This is a genomic window from Rhodococcus sp. Q1 (assembly GCF_004153645.1).
GTDB classification, from domain to species: Bacteria; Actinomycetota; Actinomycetes; order Mycobacteriales; family Mycobacteriaceae; genus Rhodococcus; species Rhodococcus gordoniae.
This window is the reverse complement of the sequence record NZ_SDMJ01000007.1, coordinates 15,951-30,990: the sequence shown is the minus strand read 5'-3', so window position 1 is coordinate 30,990 and position 15,040 is coordinate 15,951. Positions and strand designations below refer to the sequence as shown.

14 protein-coding genes are annotated in these 15,040 nt (G+C 69.2%); 9 read left to right on the top strand and 5 right to left on the bottom strand.

All coding sequences use genetic code 11. The annotated features are described in order from the left end of the window. Genes EQ874_RS18750 through EQ874_RS18740 form a run of 3 tightly spaced genes read left to right on the top strand, consistent with a single transcriptional unit; the run spans position 1 to position 2,548 of the window. On the top strand, positions 1-669 hold the full coding sequence (locus EQ874_RS18750; RefSeq protein WP_129977735.1) for a redoxin family protein: 669 nt from the start codon (positions 1-3) through the stop codon (positions 667-669). Further along, entirely contained in the window at positions 666-1,364 is a 699-nt protein-coding gene (locus tag EQ874_RS18745) for a CoA pyrophosphatase (RefSeq protein ID WP_129977734.1), read from the top strand. Before EQ874_RS18750 ends, EQ874_RS18745 begins: the two co-directional genes overlap by 4 nt. After that, on the top strand, positions 1,361-2,548 hold the full coding sequence (locus EQ874_RS18740; protein ID WP_129977733.1) for a MarP family serine protease: 1,188 nt from the start codon (positions 1,361-1,363) through the stop codon (positions 2,546-2,548). Before EQ874_RS18745 ends, EQ874_RS18740 begins: the two co-directional genes overlap by 4 nt. 36 nt (positions 2,549-2,584) lie before the next feature. On the opposite strand, the gene EQ874_RS18735 is transcribed toward EQ874_RS18740, so the two are convergent. Genes EQ874_RS18735 through nhaA form a run of 3 tightly spaced genes read right to left on the bottom strand, consistent with a single transcriptional unit; the run spans position 2,585 to position 5,276 of the window. Next, positions 2,585-3,520: an alpha/beta hydrolase gene (locus EQ874_RS18735; RefSeq protein WP_129977732.1), complete on the bottom strand. Its 936-nt coding sequence runs from the start codon at positions 3,518-3,520 to the stop codon at positions 2,585-2,587. 14 nt (positions 3,521-3,534) lie between these two features. Then, positions 3,535-4,050, bottom strand: coding sequence for a phage holin family protein (locus tag EQ874_RS18730; protein WP_016934631.1), 516 nt, complete (start codon positions 4,048-4,050; stop codon positions 3,535-3,537). Further along, a complete protein-coding gene (gene nhaA, locus EQ874_RS18725; protein ID WP_129977731.1) occupies positions 4,050-5,276 on the bottom strand; it encodes a Na+/H+ antiporter NhaA in 1,227 nt (408 codons plus the stop codon). The genes EQ874_RS18730 and nhaA overlap by 1 nt, the downstream gene beginning before the upstream one ends. Before the next feature lie 205 nt (positions 5,277-5,481). On the opposite strand from nhaA, the gene EQ874_RS18720 reads away from it, so the two are divergent. Further along, positions 5,482-6,852: an MFS transporter gene (locus EQ874_RS18720; protein ID WP_064062807.1), complete on the top strand. Its 1,371-nt coding sequence runs from the start codon at positions 5,482-5,484 to the stop codon at positions 6,850-6,852. A 65-nt stretch (positions 6,853-6,917) separates the two neighbouring features. Here EQ874_RS18720 and acs read toward each other — a convergent pair whose 3' ends face one another. Then, complete coding sequence (gene acs, locus EQ874_RS18715; protein ID WP_129977730.1) at positions 6,918-8,849, bottom strand: acetate--CoA ligase; 1,932 nt, start codon at positions 8,847-8,849, stop codon at positions 6,918-6,920. A 197-nt stretch (positions 8,850-9,046) separates the two neighbouring features. Here acs and EQ874_RS18710 point away from each other — a divergent pair, with 197 nt between their 5' ends. Then, positions 9,047-9,796, top strand: a complete 750-nt coding sequence (locus tag EQ874_RS18710) for an oxidoreductase (protein WP_129977729.1) — start codon at positions 9,047-9,049, stop codon at positions 9,794-9,796. A gap of 412 nt (positions 9,797-10,208) precedes the next feature. Here EQ874_RS18710 and EQ874_RS18705 read toward each other — a convergent pair whose 3' ends face one another. Next, on the bottom strand, positions 10,209-11,042 hold the full coding sequence (locus tag EQ874_RS18705; protein ID WP_129977802.1) for an HAD-IB family hydrolase: 834 nt from the start codon (positions 11,040-11,042) through the stop codon (positions 10,209-10,211). A 382-nt stretch (positions 11,043-11,424) separates the two neighbouring features. On the opposite strand from EQ874_RS18705, the gene ssd reads away from it, so the two are divergent. Genes ssd through EQ874_RS18685 form a run of 4 tightly spaced genes read left to right on the top strand, consistent with a single transcriptional unit; the run spans position 11,425 to position 15,036 of the window. Next, on the top strand, positions 11,425-12,495 hold the full coding sequence (gene ssd / locus EQ874_RS18700) for a septum site-determining protein Ssd (protein ID WP_129977728.1): 1,071 nt from the start codon (positions 11,425-11,427) through the stop codon (positions 12,493-12,495). Beyond that, complete coding sequence (locus EQ874_RS18695) at positions 12,492-13,664, top strand: TadA family conjugal transfer-associated ATPase (protein WP_129977727.1); 1,173 nt, start codon at positions 12,492-12,494, stop codon at positions 13,662-13,664. Before ssd ends, EQ874_RS18695 begins: the two co-directional genes overlap by 4 nt. Beyond that, positions 13,661-14,464, top strand: coding sequence for a type II secretion system F family protein (locus EQ874_RS18690; RefSeq protein ID WP_207213585.1), 804 nt, complete (start codon positions 13,661-13,663; stop codon positions 14,462-14,464). The genes EQ874_RS18695 and EQ874_RS18690 overlap by 4 nt, the downstream gene beginning before the upstream one ends. After that, on the top strand, positions 14,461-15,036 hold the full coding sequence (locus tag EQ874_RS18685; RefSeq protein WP_129977726.1) for a type II secretion system F family protein: 576 nt from the start codon (positions 14,461-14,463) through the stop codon (positions 15,034-15,036). Before EQ874_RS18690 ends, EQ874_RS18685 begins: the two co-directional genes overlap by 4 nt. Positions 15,037-15,040 lie beyond the last annotated feature (4 nt).

The following is a 15,040-nucleotide window of genomic DNA, read 5'->3' as shown; positions in this document are numbered from 1 at the left end:
GTGCGTCCTTCCACAGCAGGCCGTTGGAGCCTGGCAGCCCTCGTCGTCGTCATCGCGTTGATCGTGGCGATCTGGCCGCGCGACCGCGGCGACACTCCGTCCGCCGCCGGATCCGGACCGGCCACGCCGTCCGCCGCGTCCGTGGACCGGCGTCCCCAGGACGACGCGCAGGCCCTCGCACCGTTGCGGGAGGCCGCCGCACTGGAGTCGTGTCCGCGACCGGGCGTGCCCGGGCCTGCCGCCGGTCCGCTCGCCGGACTGGTCTTCGAATGTGTCGGTGACGGATCCTCCGTGGACCTCGCGGCCGCCCTGGCCGGCAGGCCTGCCGTGGTGAACCTGTGGGCCTGGTGGTGCGGCCCCTGCGCCGAGGAACTTCCCGTGCTCGAGGAGTACGCCGCCCGCGTGGGCGACGCGGTCACGGTCGTCACAGTCCACACCGATCCCAACGAGTCGAACGCGCTCTCCAAACTCGCCGACTACGCCGTGCGGTTGCCGGGTGTCCAGGACGGATCCGGACGGGTGCAGGCCGCCGTCGGCGCGCCTGCGGTCCTTCCCGTGACGGTGCTGCTCCGCGCGGACGGATCGGTCGCCGCGGTACTGCCGATACCGTTCCGGTCCGCCGACGAGGTCGCCTCGCTCGTCGAGGAGCATCTGGGGGTGGCCGCATGATCCCCGAATGGCTCCGGCGTGTCGCCTCGGTGTCCCCGGCCGACCCCCACGGTCTCAACCCGATCCTGAACCGTCGCGCACCCCGTGACGCGCGGGTGCGGCAGGCCTCGGTCCTGGTGTTGTTCGGCGGGTCGCCGGCGACCGACCCCATCGCCCGCGGCGGACTGCCCACCGACGCCGACGTCCTGCTCACCCAGCGGGCCGCGACGCTGCGGCAGCACAGCGGACAGGTGGCCTTTCCCGGGGGCGCTGCCGACCCGGAGGACTACGGAGCCATCCACACCGCGTTGCGGGAGGCACAGGAGGAAACAGGCCTGGACCCGTCCGGCATCCGGCCGCTCGCGGTGCTTCCCGAACTGTTCATCCCACCCTCCGGCTTCGAGGTGACACCTGTGGTCGCCTACTGGGAGACTCCGAGTCCCGTCGGTGTGGTCGACCCGCGGGAGGCCACCCGCGTGGTCCGGGTGTCGCTGCACGAACTGCTCGACCCCGACAACCGGTTCCAGGTCCGGCACCGGCTGGGTTATCAGGGTCCGGCCTTCCAGGTGGACGGGATGCTGGTCTGGGGTTTCACCGCGGGCGTGCTCGCGGGTCTGTTCGCGGTGTCGGGTTGGGAGATCGAGTGGGATCACGACGATGTCCGTGATCTGGACGTCGTGCTCACCGAAGTGGAGACGGGGGTGGTCGAATCATGACCGGATCGGGCTGGATCGATCTGATCATCGTGGTGATCGTCCTGATCGCCGCGTCCTCCGGGCTCCGGCAGGGAGCCGTCGCCTCGGCTCTGGCCTTCCTGGGCGTGCTGCTCGGTGCGGTCGCGGGCATCCTCATCGCCCCGCACGTGCTCGTGCACATCGACGATGCCCGCATGCGCATCCTGGCCGGGATCGCCCTGATCGTGGTGCTGGTCGTGATCGGCGAGGTGGCCGGCATGGTGCTCGGCCGTGCCGCGCGCAGCAGCATCCACAGTCCGGGTGCGCGGGCGGTGGACAGTGTCGTCGGCGCCGGTCTGCAGTCGGTCGCGGTGCTCGTCGCCGCGTGGCTGCTCGCCATCCCTCTGACCGCCGCGACCCAGCCCGCTGTCTCCGCGGCCGTTCGGGGTTCCGATGTGCTCGGGACGGTCGACGATGTCGCGCCCGACTGGATGCGCGCCATCCCCAACGAGTTCTCGGCGCTGCTCGACACATCGGGCCTGCCCGAGGTGATCGGACCGTTCGGGCGCACCCCGATCGCCGAGGTGGAAGTACCCGACGGCACTCTGCTCGAAGGATCGGTGCCGGCCCGGCTGCAGACGAGTGTGCTGCGTATCAACGGTGTCGCGCCCAGCTGCCAGAAGGCGCTCGAGGGATCCGGCTTCGTCGTGGCACCCGAACGGGTGATGACGAACGCGCACGTCGTCGCAGGAACCGCGGCGGTGACCGTCGATACGGAGAGCGGACCGCTCGACGCGACGGTCGTGCTGTTCGACCCGGAAGTGGATGTCGCGATCCTCGCGGTGCCGGGACTGACCGCGCAGCCGCTCCGTTTCGAGTCGGAGGCCGCGGAGTCGGGTGACGACGCGATCGTGCTCGGCTATCCGGGTGGCGGGCCGTACACGGCGAGTGCGGCGCGGATCCGCGAGACACTCGATCTGCAGGGCCCCGACATCTACCGCGGCGGCACCGTCGAACGTGAGGTGTACACGGTGCGCGGCACGATCCGTCAGGGCAATTCGGGTGGTCCGCTGGTCGATCCGTCCGGCAACGTCCTCGGGATGGTCTTCGGGGCGGCGGTCGACGACACCGATACCGGCTTCGTCCTCACCGGTGCAGAGGTGAGCCGGCAGCTGGCGATGGCCGGAAGGAATCAGCCGGTCGCGACCGGCGCCTGCATCGTCTGACGGCCCGCATCGTCCGGCCGCCCACCCGGGGCGGATTCAGTCGAGCGTGCGGATGAAGTCGGCGAGCAACGCCGTCACCGCGTCGGGCCTTTCCTGGTGGGCGTAGTGGCCGGCCCCGTCGACGAATTTCAGGATCCGACCGGGGGCGTGCCGCACGCAGCGGCGGAGTGTCGCCGCGAGGACGTAGGGATCCAGTGCGCCGTGGAGTTGCAGGATCGGCAGTGTGAGCTCGACGTCCATGGCCTTCATGAACCGGCGCCCGTCGGGACGCCACTGACTGCGGAACGCCCAGCGCTGGTATTCGAGGGTCAGGTGGGCCGTGCCCGGGATGCGGATCGCTGAACGAAGCCGGTCGACGACCTCGGCGAACTCGCCGGTGCGCCGCCAGTCGGGGCCGCAGCGCACGCGCATCAGCCGTTCGATCTCCCGGCCGTCGTCGCGGACCAGTTTCCGCTCGGGGCGCCACGGCAGCTGGTAGGCGAGGAAGGTCGGCAGCAGGGCTTTGCGTTGCGCGCGGTCGCGCAGCGTCGCATCGCGCAGCGAGATCGGGTGCGGGGAGTCGACGACCGCGATCGCCCGCACGAGAGTGGGATGGAGCACCGCGGTCGCCCAGCACACGAGGCCCCCGTCGGCGTGACCGACGAGGATCGCCTCGGTGTGGCCGAGCGCGCGGATCAGACCCGCGATGTCGTTCGAGAGCGTCCATCCGTCGTACCCGCGCGGCGGCTTGTCGGTGTCGCCGTAACCGCGCAGGTCCACGGTCACGGCCCGGTAGCCGAGCTCCGCGAAGGCGGTGAGCTGGTGGCGCCACGACCACCACAGGTCGGCGAAGCCGTGCACGAACACCACGAGCGGTGTGTCCGGGTCGTGCGGGCCGGCTTCGACGGCATGGAATCGGATGCCGTTGGCGTGGATGTCTCGATGCGTCCACGGTCCGGGATATCGGACCGTGGACGGGTCGGGGAAGGGCACTGACGATCCGGTGGTCAGCGGGTGGCGTGACGCGGCGCGGCGTGGCGGGGGCCGGCCGAGTCGTGTCCGTCCTGGCTGTTCGGGAGGATCGACGCGGTCTGCTTGAGCGAGTCGATGGTCTTGTTGGGTGCGCGCACCTTGCGCACCCGCATATAGCCGATCAAGGCCAGCAGGGCGGTCACCACCACCATGATCAGGAAGACGATGAGGAAGGCGAGCCAGCGCGCCACCCAGATGTCGAGCAGTTCGGCGAGGAAGAAGAAGAAGAAGAACGAGCTGAAGGTCAGCACGGCGAGCGCGAGGATGAAGAACAGGCTGCCCTGCACGCCCTTCTTGACCTCACCGGTCACCTCGGCCTTGGCGAGCTGGACCTCGGCGCGGAACAGGGTGGACAGCTGTGTCGCCGCATCGCGCACCAGTTCGCCCACACTGGCGTCGCGGGGCGTCGGAGCGTCCACCTTCGTCAACGGGATGCCCGAGATGCTCGACGGGACTCCGTTCTCCGGACGATTCGCGTTCGTCACGCTCACTACTCGACCCCTTCGGTTGGTTCGTTCCGTTGGCGGTGGGCGCGCCCACGCCGTAACAGTAGCGCCGACCCGATGACGGAGGCGATCAAAGACGTCACCAGCACGGCGGCCTTGGCGATCTCGGCGGGCTCGCCGCCGTGGATGTCGCCGAGCGAGAGTTCGGCGATGAGCAGGCTCACCGTGAATCCGATGCCGCCGATCACGGCGAGCGCGAACACGTCGCCCCACATCAGCCCGGTCGGGCGGGTCGCGAGACCGAACCGGATCGCGAGCCAGGTCGCGCCGAAGATTCCGACGGTCTTTCCGACGAGTAGCCCCAGGACGACGGACTGGCCGACAGGATCGGTGAACACCTCGCCGAGCATCTGCGCACCGATGGGCACGCCCGAAGCGAACAGGGCGAACAGCGGAACGCACAGGCCGGCGGACCACGGCTGGATGCGATGGACCAGCCGCTCGGCGGGTGCGTAGTCCTCGCCGGGATCGTTGCGTACACGTGTGAGCAGGCCGAGGAGGACCCCGGCGACGGTCGCGTGGATACCGGCGCTGTGCATGGCGTACCAGGTGAACAGTGCGAGCGGTACGTACAACCACGGGGTGGTGACGCGCTTCTGCTGCGCGAACCGGTACGCGGCCGCTGCGGCCACCGTGGCGAGCAACCACGCGACGGCGAGGCCCGAGGTGAACAGGATCGCGATGAGCGCGATGCCGATGAGGTCGTCGACCACGGCCAGGCTCAACAGGAACACTCGGGCGCTGGTGGGGATGCGGGAACCGGTGAGAGCGAGCACGCCGAGCGCGAAGGCGATGTCGGTGGCGACCGGGATCGCCCAGCCCCGGTCCATTCCCGGTGCACCCCAGCCGACGAGGGCCGCGATGAGGGCGGGCAGGATCACGCCGCCGGCCGCGGCGATCACGGGCAGGATCGCCTTCTTGCGGTCGGCGAGTTCACCCGTGACGAGTTCGCGTTTGAGCTCGAGGCCCGCGACGAAGAAGAAGACGGCGAGCAGGCCGTCCTTGGCCCAGTCGCCCACCGAGAGGTGCAGGTGCAGGGATTCCGGGCCGAAGGTGAAGTCCCGCAGCGCGATGTAGGAGTCCCCGAACGGGGAGTTGATCCAGATCAGAGCTATCGCTGCGGCGATGAGCAGCAGCGAACCACCCACCGTCTCGGTGCGGAGGAAGCGACCCAGAGGTGCGGTCCAGGTGGGCGAAGAGGTGTCGGACACGAGTGTCTTTCGGTCGGGGGAATGCGGGCACGGCCGAGCCGTCGCCGACCAGACTTCCCGGCACACCCCGTCAGGAGTCTAACGGGGTACGGGTCGGGCAGACCCAGTGTGTCCGATTTGCGGGAGACGGAAACCGGGGTGTTCACTTTTCCTAGTAGTTGGGATTTTTTCTCACCATTTGGTTACAAGTTCTGGAGTTGGTTCAGTGAGCACATCGGTCGGAGTGGAGGACGGCGGTTCCTCGATCGTCGCGGGTGTCCCGCGCCGGCGGATCGTCGTCGCCAGCATGGTCGGCACGTCCATCGAGTTCTACGACTTCTACATCTATGCGACAGCCGCCGTCTCGGTGTTCCCGCACCTGTTCTTCCCGCAGGGCAACAGCACGACTGCGCTGCTCGCCTCCTTGGCGACCTTCGGTATCGCCTTCGTCGCCCGCCCGGTCGGATCCGTCGTCTTCGGGCACTTCGGCGACCGCATCGGCCGCAAGGTCACGCTCGTCGGCTCGCTCCTGACGATGGGGATTGCGACCTTCCTCATCGGTCTGCTGCCGACCTACCATCAGGCCGGGCTCATCGCGCCGGCCCTGCTGGCCCTCATGCGCTTCTGCCAGGGACTGGGCCTGGGCGGGGAATGGTCCGGCGCGGCCCTGCTCGCCACCGAGACGGCCGAGCCCGGCAAACGTGCCTGGGCGGCGATGTGGCCGCAGCTCGGCGCACCCATCGGCTTCATCGGAGCCAACGGCCTGTTCCTGATCATCACGCTGCTGCTCGGGCACGACAACGGCGACCCCGACCTGTCGAGCGCCTTCCTCGAATGGGGCTGGCGCATTCCGTTCCTGCTCAGCGCGATCATGGTGATCATCGGGCTGTACGTGCGGCTCAAGCTCGAGGAGACGCCGGTCTTCGCCAAGGCCGTCGCCGAGGGCAAGAAGGTCAAGACGCCGCTCGCCGAGGTGTTCAAGAACAGCTGGCGTGAGCTGATCATCGGCACCTTCGTCATGCTCGCGACGTACACGCTCTTCTACATCATGACCACCTGGGTTCTGAGCTTCGGAACAGGCAAGACCCCCGAGGAAGGTGGCCACGGTGCCGGTTTCCAGTACGCGGACTTCCTCGTGCTGCAGCTGGTCGCGGTGCTGTTCTTCGCCGCGGCGGTTCCCGCCGCCGGGTGGCTCGCCGACCGCTACGGTCGCCGCTCGACCCTGCTGGTCGTCACGGGCGCGATCATGGTGTTCGGCCTGTGCTTCCAGTTCCTGCTGTCGAGCGGCGGCATGAGCTCCGGCCGCATGCTGTTCTTCCTCATCGTCGGCATGCTGCTGATGGGTCTGACCTTCGGACCGCAGAGCGCGATCCTGCCCGAGCTGTTCCCGACCAACGTCCGCTACACGGGTTCCGGAATCTCGTACAACGTGTCGAGCATCCTCGGTGCCGCGGTGGCCCCCTTCATCGCGACGTGGCTGGCCACGAGCTACGGCGTCGGGTGGGTGGGCATCTACCTGCTGATCGCCGCGGCGACGACCTTCGTCGCGCTGCTCGTCGTCAAGGAGACCCGCGACCGGTCGCTCGACGAGGTGTAGTCGCACAGACCGCGAAAGGCCCCTTCCGGATCCGATCCGGAAGGGGCCTTTCGCGTCGTTCGGGACTACTTGCCGCGGATCGCGTCGAAGACGGCCGGGTCGACGAGCGTCGAGGTGTCGCCGAGCTCGCGGCCTTCGGCGACGTCGCGCAGCAGGCGGCGCATGATCTTGCCCGAGCGGGTCTTCGGCAGCTCCGGCACCACGGTGATCTGGCGCGGCTTGGCGATCGGGGAGATCTCCACCGCGACATGATCGCGCAGTTCCTTGATGAGCGTGTCGCCGGTGTTCTCGACATGCTCGCGCAGGATCACGAACGCGACGATGCCCTGACCGGTGGTCTCGTCGGCGGCGCCGACGACCGCGGCCTCGGCGACGGACGGGTGCGACACGAGCGCCGACTCGACCTCCGAGGTGGAGATGCGGTGGCCGGAGACGTTCATGACGTCGTCGACGCGACCGAGCACCCACAGCGCTCCGTCCTCGTCGTAACGCGCACCGTCGCCGGCGAAGTACCAGCCCTGCTCGGCGTAGCGCGACCAGTAGGTCTCGCGGTAACGCTGATCGTCGCCCCAGATGCCGCGCAGCATCGCCGGCCACGGCTCGTCGAGGACCAGATAACCGTTACCGCCCGGACCGAGAGGCTCGGCCTCGTCGTCGACGATCTTCGCCGAGATGCCGGGTAGCGGAGCCATAGCCGAGCCGGGCTTGGTGGCGGTGATGCCGGGCAGCGGCGAGATCATGATCGCGCCCGTCTCGGTCTGCCACCAGGTGTCGACGATCGGGGCCGAATCCGCGCCGATGACCTCGCGGTACCAGCGCCACGCTTCCGGGTTGATCGGCTCGCCGACGCTGCCGAGCAGACGGATCGACGACAGATCGTGGGCGTCGGGGATCTCGCGACCCCACTTCATGAAGGTGCGGATGAGCGTCGGGGCGGTGTAGTAGATCGACACCCCGTACTTCTCGATGATCTCGAAGTGCCGGTGCTCGTTCGGCGAGTTGGGGGTGCCCTCGTAGACGACCTGCGTGACACCGTTGCTCAGCGGGCCGTAGACGATGTAGCTGTGGCCGGTGACCCAGCCGATGTCGGCGGTGCACCAGTAGACGTCCTTGCCGGGCTTGTGGTCGAAGACGTAGTGGTGGGTGTACGAAGCCTGGGTCAGATAGCCACCGGAGGTATGGATGATGCCCTTCGGCTTACCCGTGGTGCCCGAGGTGTACAGGATGAACAGCGGGTGCTCGGAGTCGAACGGCTGCGCCTCGTGCTCCGGGGACGCCTTCTCGACGGTCTCGTGCCACCACAGGTCACGACCCTCGGTCCACTCGACGTCGATACCGGTGCGCGCGACGACCAGCACGTGCTCGATCGACTTCGCGTCGGCGACGGCCTCGTCGGCGGCGTTCTTGAGCGGCGCTGCCTGACCGCGGCGCCACTGGCCGTCGACCGTGACGAGCAGCTTCGCTTCGGCGTCGTCGATGCGCGAGCGCAGGGCGTGGGACGAGAATCCTCCGAACACCACGGAATGAGTCAGACCGAGGCGCGCGCACGCGAGCATCGTGACGATCGCCTCGGGGATCATCGGCATGTAGATCGCGACGCGGTCGCCGGCGACCAGGCCGAGCTCGGTGAAGGTGTTCGCGGCGCGGGAGACCTCGGCGAGCAGATCGTTGTAGGTCAGCGACCGGGAATCGCCCGGCTCGCCCTCGAAGTGGATGGCGACCCGATCGCCGTTACCGGCCTCGACGTGCCGGTCGACGCAGTTGTAGGCGACATTCAGCGTGCCGCCGACGAACCACTTCGCGAACGGTGCGTCCGACCAGTCGAGCACCTGAGTCCAGGGCTGCGCCCAGTCGAGTCGTTTCGCCTGCTCGTCCCAGAATCCGAGCCGATCGGCGTCGGCCGCGGCCTGCAGTTCCGGACCGGCGTTGGCGGTGGCGGTGAACTCCGGGCTCGGCGGGTACGCCTTCGATTCGTGCTCCTGGGCTGCGCTCGTCATGATGCGGGGCCTCTTTCCGGGTGGTTCCATTCGGGCTCTTGTGAGCGTAATCATCTGTGACCGGCGCCGCACCGTTGCATGGATATGCAACCCTGTCACTTTCGCTCATCGGTCGAATTCGCGCGACGAACGGTATTCCGGCACGACCGGTGAACCTCTCGGCCGCCCGACGCGTGGGCGCCGGTACCGTCGTCGACGTGACCGACCCTCTTCAGCCTCTCGTCGACCTTCCGGGCGTGCGCGACGCCGCAGACCGTGCCCGCGACGCGCTCGCCGAGGTGCACCGGCATCGGACCAACCGGCGGGGGTGGGCGAACACCGCTGCGGAGGCATCGGTGCGGGCTGCACGTGCCTCGGCGTCGATCGACGGCGGGTCGACGGAACTTCCCCGACCGGGCGAGAGCGGAGACCCGGTCCTGGCCGGAGCGCTGCGGGTCGCGCAGGCGCTCGACGGTGATGCGCTCGGCACCATGGTCGCGACCTGGCGTCGCGCTCCGTTGCAGGCGCTCGCCCGTCTCCACCTGCTCGCCGCGGCCGATCTGGTGGAGGACGCGGAGGACCTGGGTCGTCCGCGCACGGAACCGGGGGTCGCCGAGCGTCTCGACGGGCTCGCGCAACTCGTCACGGGCGGGACGAATGCGCCGGCGCCGGTTCTCGCGGCGGTCGTGCACGGCGAACTGTCCGTCCTGAAGCCGTTCGGTGTCGCCGACGGTGTCGTAGCGCGGGCGGCGTCCCGGTTGGTGTGCGTGGCGTCCGGACTCGACACGCACAATCTCGGCGTGCCCGAGGTGCACTGGATGCGCCGCCTGCAGGCCTACCGCGACGGTGTCACCGGATTCGGGGCGGGAACCGTGGAGGGTGTCGGCGGCTGGGTGCTGTTCTGCTGCGGGTCGCTCGAGGCCGGTGCCCGTGAGGCCACGTCGATCGCGGAGGCTTTTGCCGGGTGAGTGGGGAGGTGTCCCCACACGCGAAAGCGGGTGGCATATCGATCGAGATCGATTCCGCCACCCGCTAGCACGGGCGGTCCGAGTTACCATGCGTGCTGAAATGGGTTGTGATTCAACGGCCTCGGCGATGATCCGGGTATCGTCGATTCGTCCTCGCAACGGGTGCGGGGTACTTGTCTTCGAAAATCCGGAACTCGCAGGCCCACAACACTTGTGCCCTTATAGTGGCATCGGCTTCGCGTGGGTACTCGGTGTCCGTGCTGGGAAGAACAGTCGGGAGATCGAATCTTCTCTTCCGATTCGGTCTTGGCCTTCCGCCCTTCCGTAACTCCTTTCTACCCCGTCCGGGAGATGTGGGCAAGCCCCCGAGGTCATCACTTCGCTCTGCTCTCACGGCGAGTGACCCTGAGTGTCAACACATCCGGTGTTTGACCAGGCGACGCGTGGCACCCAGTATCAGTGCGGTCGCGCCGAGGGTGACGGCGAGCGTCGCCAGGGCACGCGGCGAGGGGCGGGCGCGCCGTCCGAGCGGCACAGGACGGGCGAAAATCAGAACGGGCCAACCATTTTCGGTGGCCGCCCGACGCAACGGACGATCCGGGTTGACCGCACGTGGATGGCCGACCTCCAGCAACATCGGCAGGTCGGTGGCCGAATCGGAGTACGCGTAACTGCGGGAGAGGTCGTAGCCGTATCGATCGGCGAGTTCGCGGATCGCGACCGCCTTCGCCTCTCCGAAACAGTAGAACTCGAGCTCGCCGGCATATCGTCCGTCGACGATGCGCATCCGGCTCCCCGTGCTGTGGGAGGCACCGAGTGTCCGCGCGATCGGAGTGACCACTTCCTGACCCGACGCCGACACGATGATCACGTCGTGACCACGGGCCCGGTGGTCGGCGATCAGATCCTTCGCCTCCGCGTAGACGAGCGGCGTCACGACGTCCTGCAGGGTCTTCTCGACGATGGATCCGACCTGCTCGACGTCCCAGCCCTTGCACATGTGTGCGATGTGTTCGCGCATCCGGTCCACCCGGGTCTGATCGGCCGCCGAGAGCAGGTAGAGGAGCTGGGCGTAGGTGCTCTGCAGCACGGCCCGACGACTGAGGAGACCCTCTTCGAAGAACGGGCGGGTGAAGGCCAGCACACTCGACCTGGCGATGACGGTCTTGTCGAGATCGAAGAACGCTGCGATGCGAGCCGCGTCCGGTGAGCCCCCCGTCGACGGGGCCGGTCGGGACGGATTCACGGACGTGTCGGTCACGATCACCACAATAGGTGTGCGCGGACTTCGAAGTGCCCGGCGCGCCGGTGTTTGAAGTTGCAAGTAGTCGCGCCTAACGGTGTACTATCGCGAATGCCCGGGTCGATACTCGGGTTGTGGTCAGCCCGACCCCCCGGGGCTGAACGCAGACGGCCCTCGCCTCCTCCCCCCTGGCGAGGGCTGTCGCTTTGTCGGAGGTCGTTACCTGCCGATCCCCGTACCGTCCTTACACCCCGGATCCTGCGCATCGACCTGCGAATGTCGCGGATGCGCCGGTTGTCCACAGGCCCCCGATTCATCCACAGGTAGGGCTTCCGGCGCCGTTCTCGCGGCGTCCCGGACTCCGCGGCGCGGCAGCCTGTCGAGCATGAACGACATCCTCGGACTGGTCGACGATCCCGCGCTGATCGCCGACCTCCGTCGCGTGGTCGCGGCGGCCGACCGCACGTTGCACGAGATGTCCGTGCCGGTGCCACGCAGAGCGTGGACCGACGCGCCCATCGTCGTCCTCGACGCCGCTGCTGCCGTGTCGTGCGCGGGTGGGTATCCGCGCCGCCCCGGCGTGATCCTCGTGTGCAGCGGAACCGCCGACCTGACGGAATGGCAGGCCGCCGCGACCGTCGGCGCCGAACACGTCCTCGCGCTCCCGTCCGAGGAGGTGGAACTGCTCTCGATCATCGCGGCCGCCGGCGAACCCTCGTCCGGTGCAGGTGTCGTCCTCGCGATCGTCGGAGGGTGTGGCGGAGCGGGGGCGTCGACCTTCGCAGCCGCGCTGGCCTGGGCCGCGGGGCACGACGAGCGACGCGACACCCTGCTCGTCGACGCCGACCCGTTCGGCGCGGGACTCGATGTCCTGACCGGACTCGAGGAGCACCCCGGTGTGCGGTGGTCCGGTCTCACGGTCGACGGAGGACGGATCTCGGCGCGTGCCCTGCGCGACGCCGTGCCCGTCTGGTCGTCCGGCGTGGGAGTCCTGTCCACCGACCGCGAGAACAACGAACGACTCACCGCCGGGGCCACCGGGTCGGTCGTCGAGGCGGCGCGAGGAGCAGGAACGACCGTCGTGTGCGATGTGGGACGTAGCTTCGACCCCGTCGCCGATGCGGTGATCACACTGGCCGACCTCACCGTTCTCGTGGTGCCGGCCCGTATCGGCGCGGTGCTCTCGGCTGCTCGGGTCGCCCGCACGCTCGCGGCCCGTGGCGAACCGGCAGGGGTCGTCGTCCGCGGACCTGCACCCGGTGGCCTGCGAGCCGTCGACGTGGCCGACGCGGTGGGCCTGGACGTGCTCACCTCGATGCGTCCCGAGCCCGGCCTGACGGAAAGGCTCGAACGCGGCGGCCTGCGGTTGCGGCCACGGTCGCCGCTGCTCGGTGCGGCGCACGACGTGCTGGCGGCCGTCGGTGTCGACCACGCCGGTCGGAGGCGGGCGGCATGAGCGGGATCCTCGGGGACGAGCTCCTCGGCCGGGTCCGCGACCGGCTGGCCGACGAGACGGGAGACCTCACCCCCGCCCGCGTCGCCGCCGCCCTGCGCGCCGAATCCGGTGGGGTGCTCGGGGACTCCGATCTCCTTGCGGCCCTGCGACATCTGCAGACCGAACTGACCGGCGCGGGTCCGCTCGAGGATCTCCTGGCGGACCCGGCGACCACCGACGTGCTCGTCACCGCACCCGACCGCGTCTGGGTGGATCACGGCAACGGGCTGCGCCTGACCGATGTCACCTTTCCCGACGAAGCGGCGGTCAGACGACTCGCACAGCGACTGGCGCTGTTCGCCGGGCGCCGCCTCGACGACGCCCAGATGTGGGTCGACGGCAGGCTGCCCGGACACGGTGAGTTCGGCGTCCGGCTGCACGCGGTGCTCTCGCCGGTCGCGCAGGGTGGGACGTGCCTGTCGCTGCGGGTCCTGCGACCCGCGACCCAGGGGCTCGACGCGCTGCGCGACCGCGGAGCGGTCTCCGAGGCCGCCTATCAGTTGTTGCTCCGCATCGTGCGTGCCCGGTTGGCCTTCCTCGTCGTCGGGGGCACCGGCGCAGGGAAGACGACCATGCTCGCGGCGCTCCTCGGTGCGGTCGCCCCGGCGGAACGCATCGTCTGCGTCGAGGACGCCGCCGAGCTGGTTCCGGCCCACCCGCACGTGGTGCGGCTCGTCGCGCGGGCACCGAATGTCGAGGGCGTCGGCGAGGTCACCGTCCGCGATCTCGTGCGGCAGGCCCTGCGGATGCGACCGGATCGCATCGTCATCGGGGAGGTGCGAGGTGCAGAGGTCGTCGATCTTCTGACCGCTTTGAACACGGGTCACGACGGCGGCGCCGGGACGGTGCACGCCAATTCGCCCGACGAGGTGCCTGCCCGGCTCGAGGCCCTCGCTGCGCTGGGTGGCCTCGACCGGCCCGCATTGCACAGTCAGCTCGTCGCCGCGGTGCAGGTGGTCCTGCACGTGCACCGCGGTACCGACGGAGTGCGGCGTCTCGTGGAGATCGGCGTGGTCGAACGCGACGCGGTCGCGGGTGTGATCGTCACCCCCGCATGGACACACGATCGCGGCAGCGAGCACGGCATGGACGCCCTCGAACGAACACTGCGTCGACGGGACGCGCCGTGAACGCGGCGATTCTGTGCCTTGCGGCAGCGATGGTCGTCCTGCCGTCGTTCTCGGTCCGTCGCCGGCTGCGACGCGGAATACCCGAGGCGATGCCGCGTCCGGTGCCGCGCGCTCTCGTCCTCGGGGCGGTGGTCGCGGTGGGCGCGACGATCGTGATGTGGGCGGGGATCACGCCGGCCGCGGCCGCTGCGACGGTCGTCGCGACCGTGATGTGGCGTGGCCGAGCCCGGAACCGCGCGGCCGAACTCGATCATCATCGGCGAATGCTGTTGTCCGGCTTGGACACCGTGATCGCCGACCTGCGGGTGGGCACGCATCCCGCCGACGCGTGCGAAACGGCTGCCCGGGAGACGGCCGGTCCCGTCGCCGGGGCGTTCCGGGTCGCTGCGGCACGGGCGCGGCTCGGCGGATCGGCCGCACACGGATTGCGTTCGGCCGCAGCATCGTCGGATGGTAGCGGTGTCGCCGACAGCCTGGTTCGCGTGGCCGACGCGTGGTCGGTCTCCGACCGTCACGGTCTGGCTCTCGCCGAGCTGCTCGGCGCTGCACGAGTCGATCTGGCCGCACGCATGCGGATCCGCGCCCGCACGGAGGCCGGGCTCGCCGGTGCAAGGGCAACGGCGTCGGTCCTGGCGGGACTACCGGTGCTCGGGGTCGGTCTCGGGCAGCTCATGGGTGCATCTCCGCTCACCATCCTTCTCGCCGGTGGTCTCGGAGGAATCATGCTCGTCGTCGGCACGGTGCTGGTCTGTGCGGGTCTGTTGTGGACGGACCGGATCGCGGCACGGGTGGGGACATGAGCGCGACGTGGGCGGTGTTGCTGGGAGCGGCCTCGCTCGTCGTCGCACCGACGCCTCGCGGAGCGACCCGCTTGTTCTCCACGAGAACCATTGCCGATCAGACTGACACAACTCCACCCGACATCGACCCGCACGCGCTTCCCGCCGCCTTCGATCTCTTCGCGGCGTGCCTGCGCGCAGGGATGCCCGCCGGTTCTGCGGCGCGGGTTGTCGCGGAGTCCGCTCCACCCGACCTCGCGGCGGCGTTGCGGAGAGGTGCCGACCGGTTGGCGTTGGGAGCCGATCCGGCCGGGGCATGGGAGGGATCCGGAACTACCGATGCGCTGGACGACTTCGCGCGCGCGGCACGACGATCCGCGAAATCCGGTGCGCCCTTGTCGGATACCGTCGCCGAACTCGCGGTCCGGCATCGCGCCGAGACGGAGGACCGGGTGGCCGCCGAGATCGACCGTGCCGGGGTGCTCGTGAGCGGTCCCCTCGGATTGTGTTTTCTGCCCGCCTTCGTATGTCTGGGCATCGTGCCGGTCGTCGTCGGCCTGGCGCGGGACGTCCTGGGTGCGGGGCTGATGTGAACGT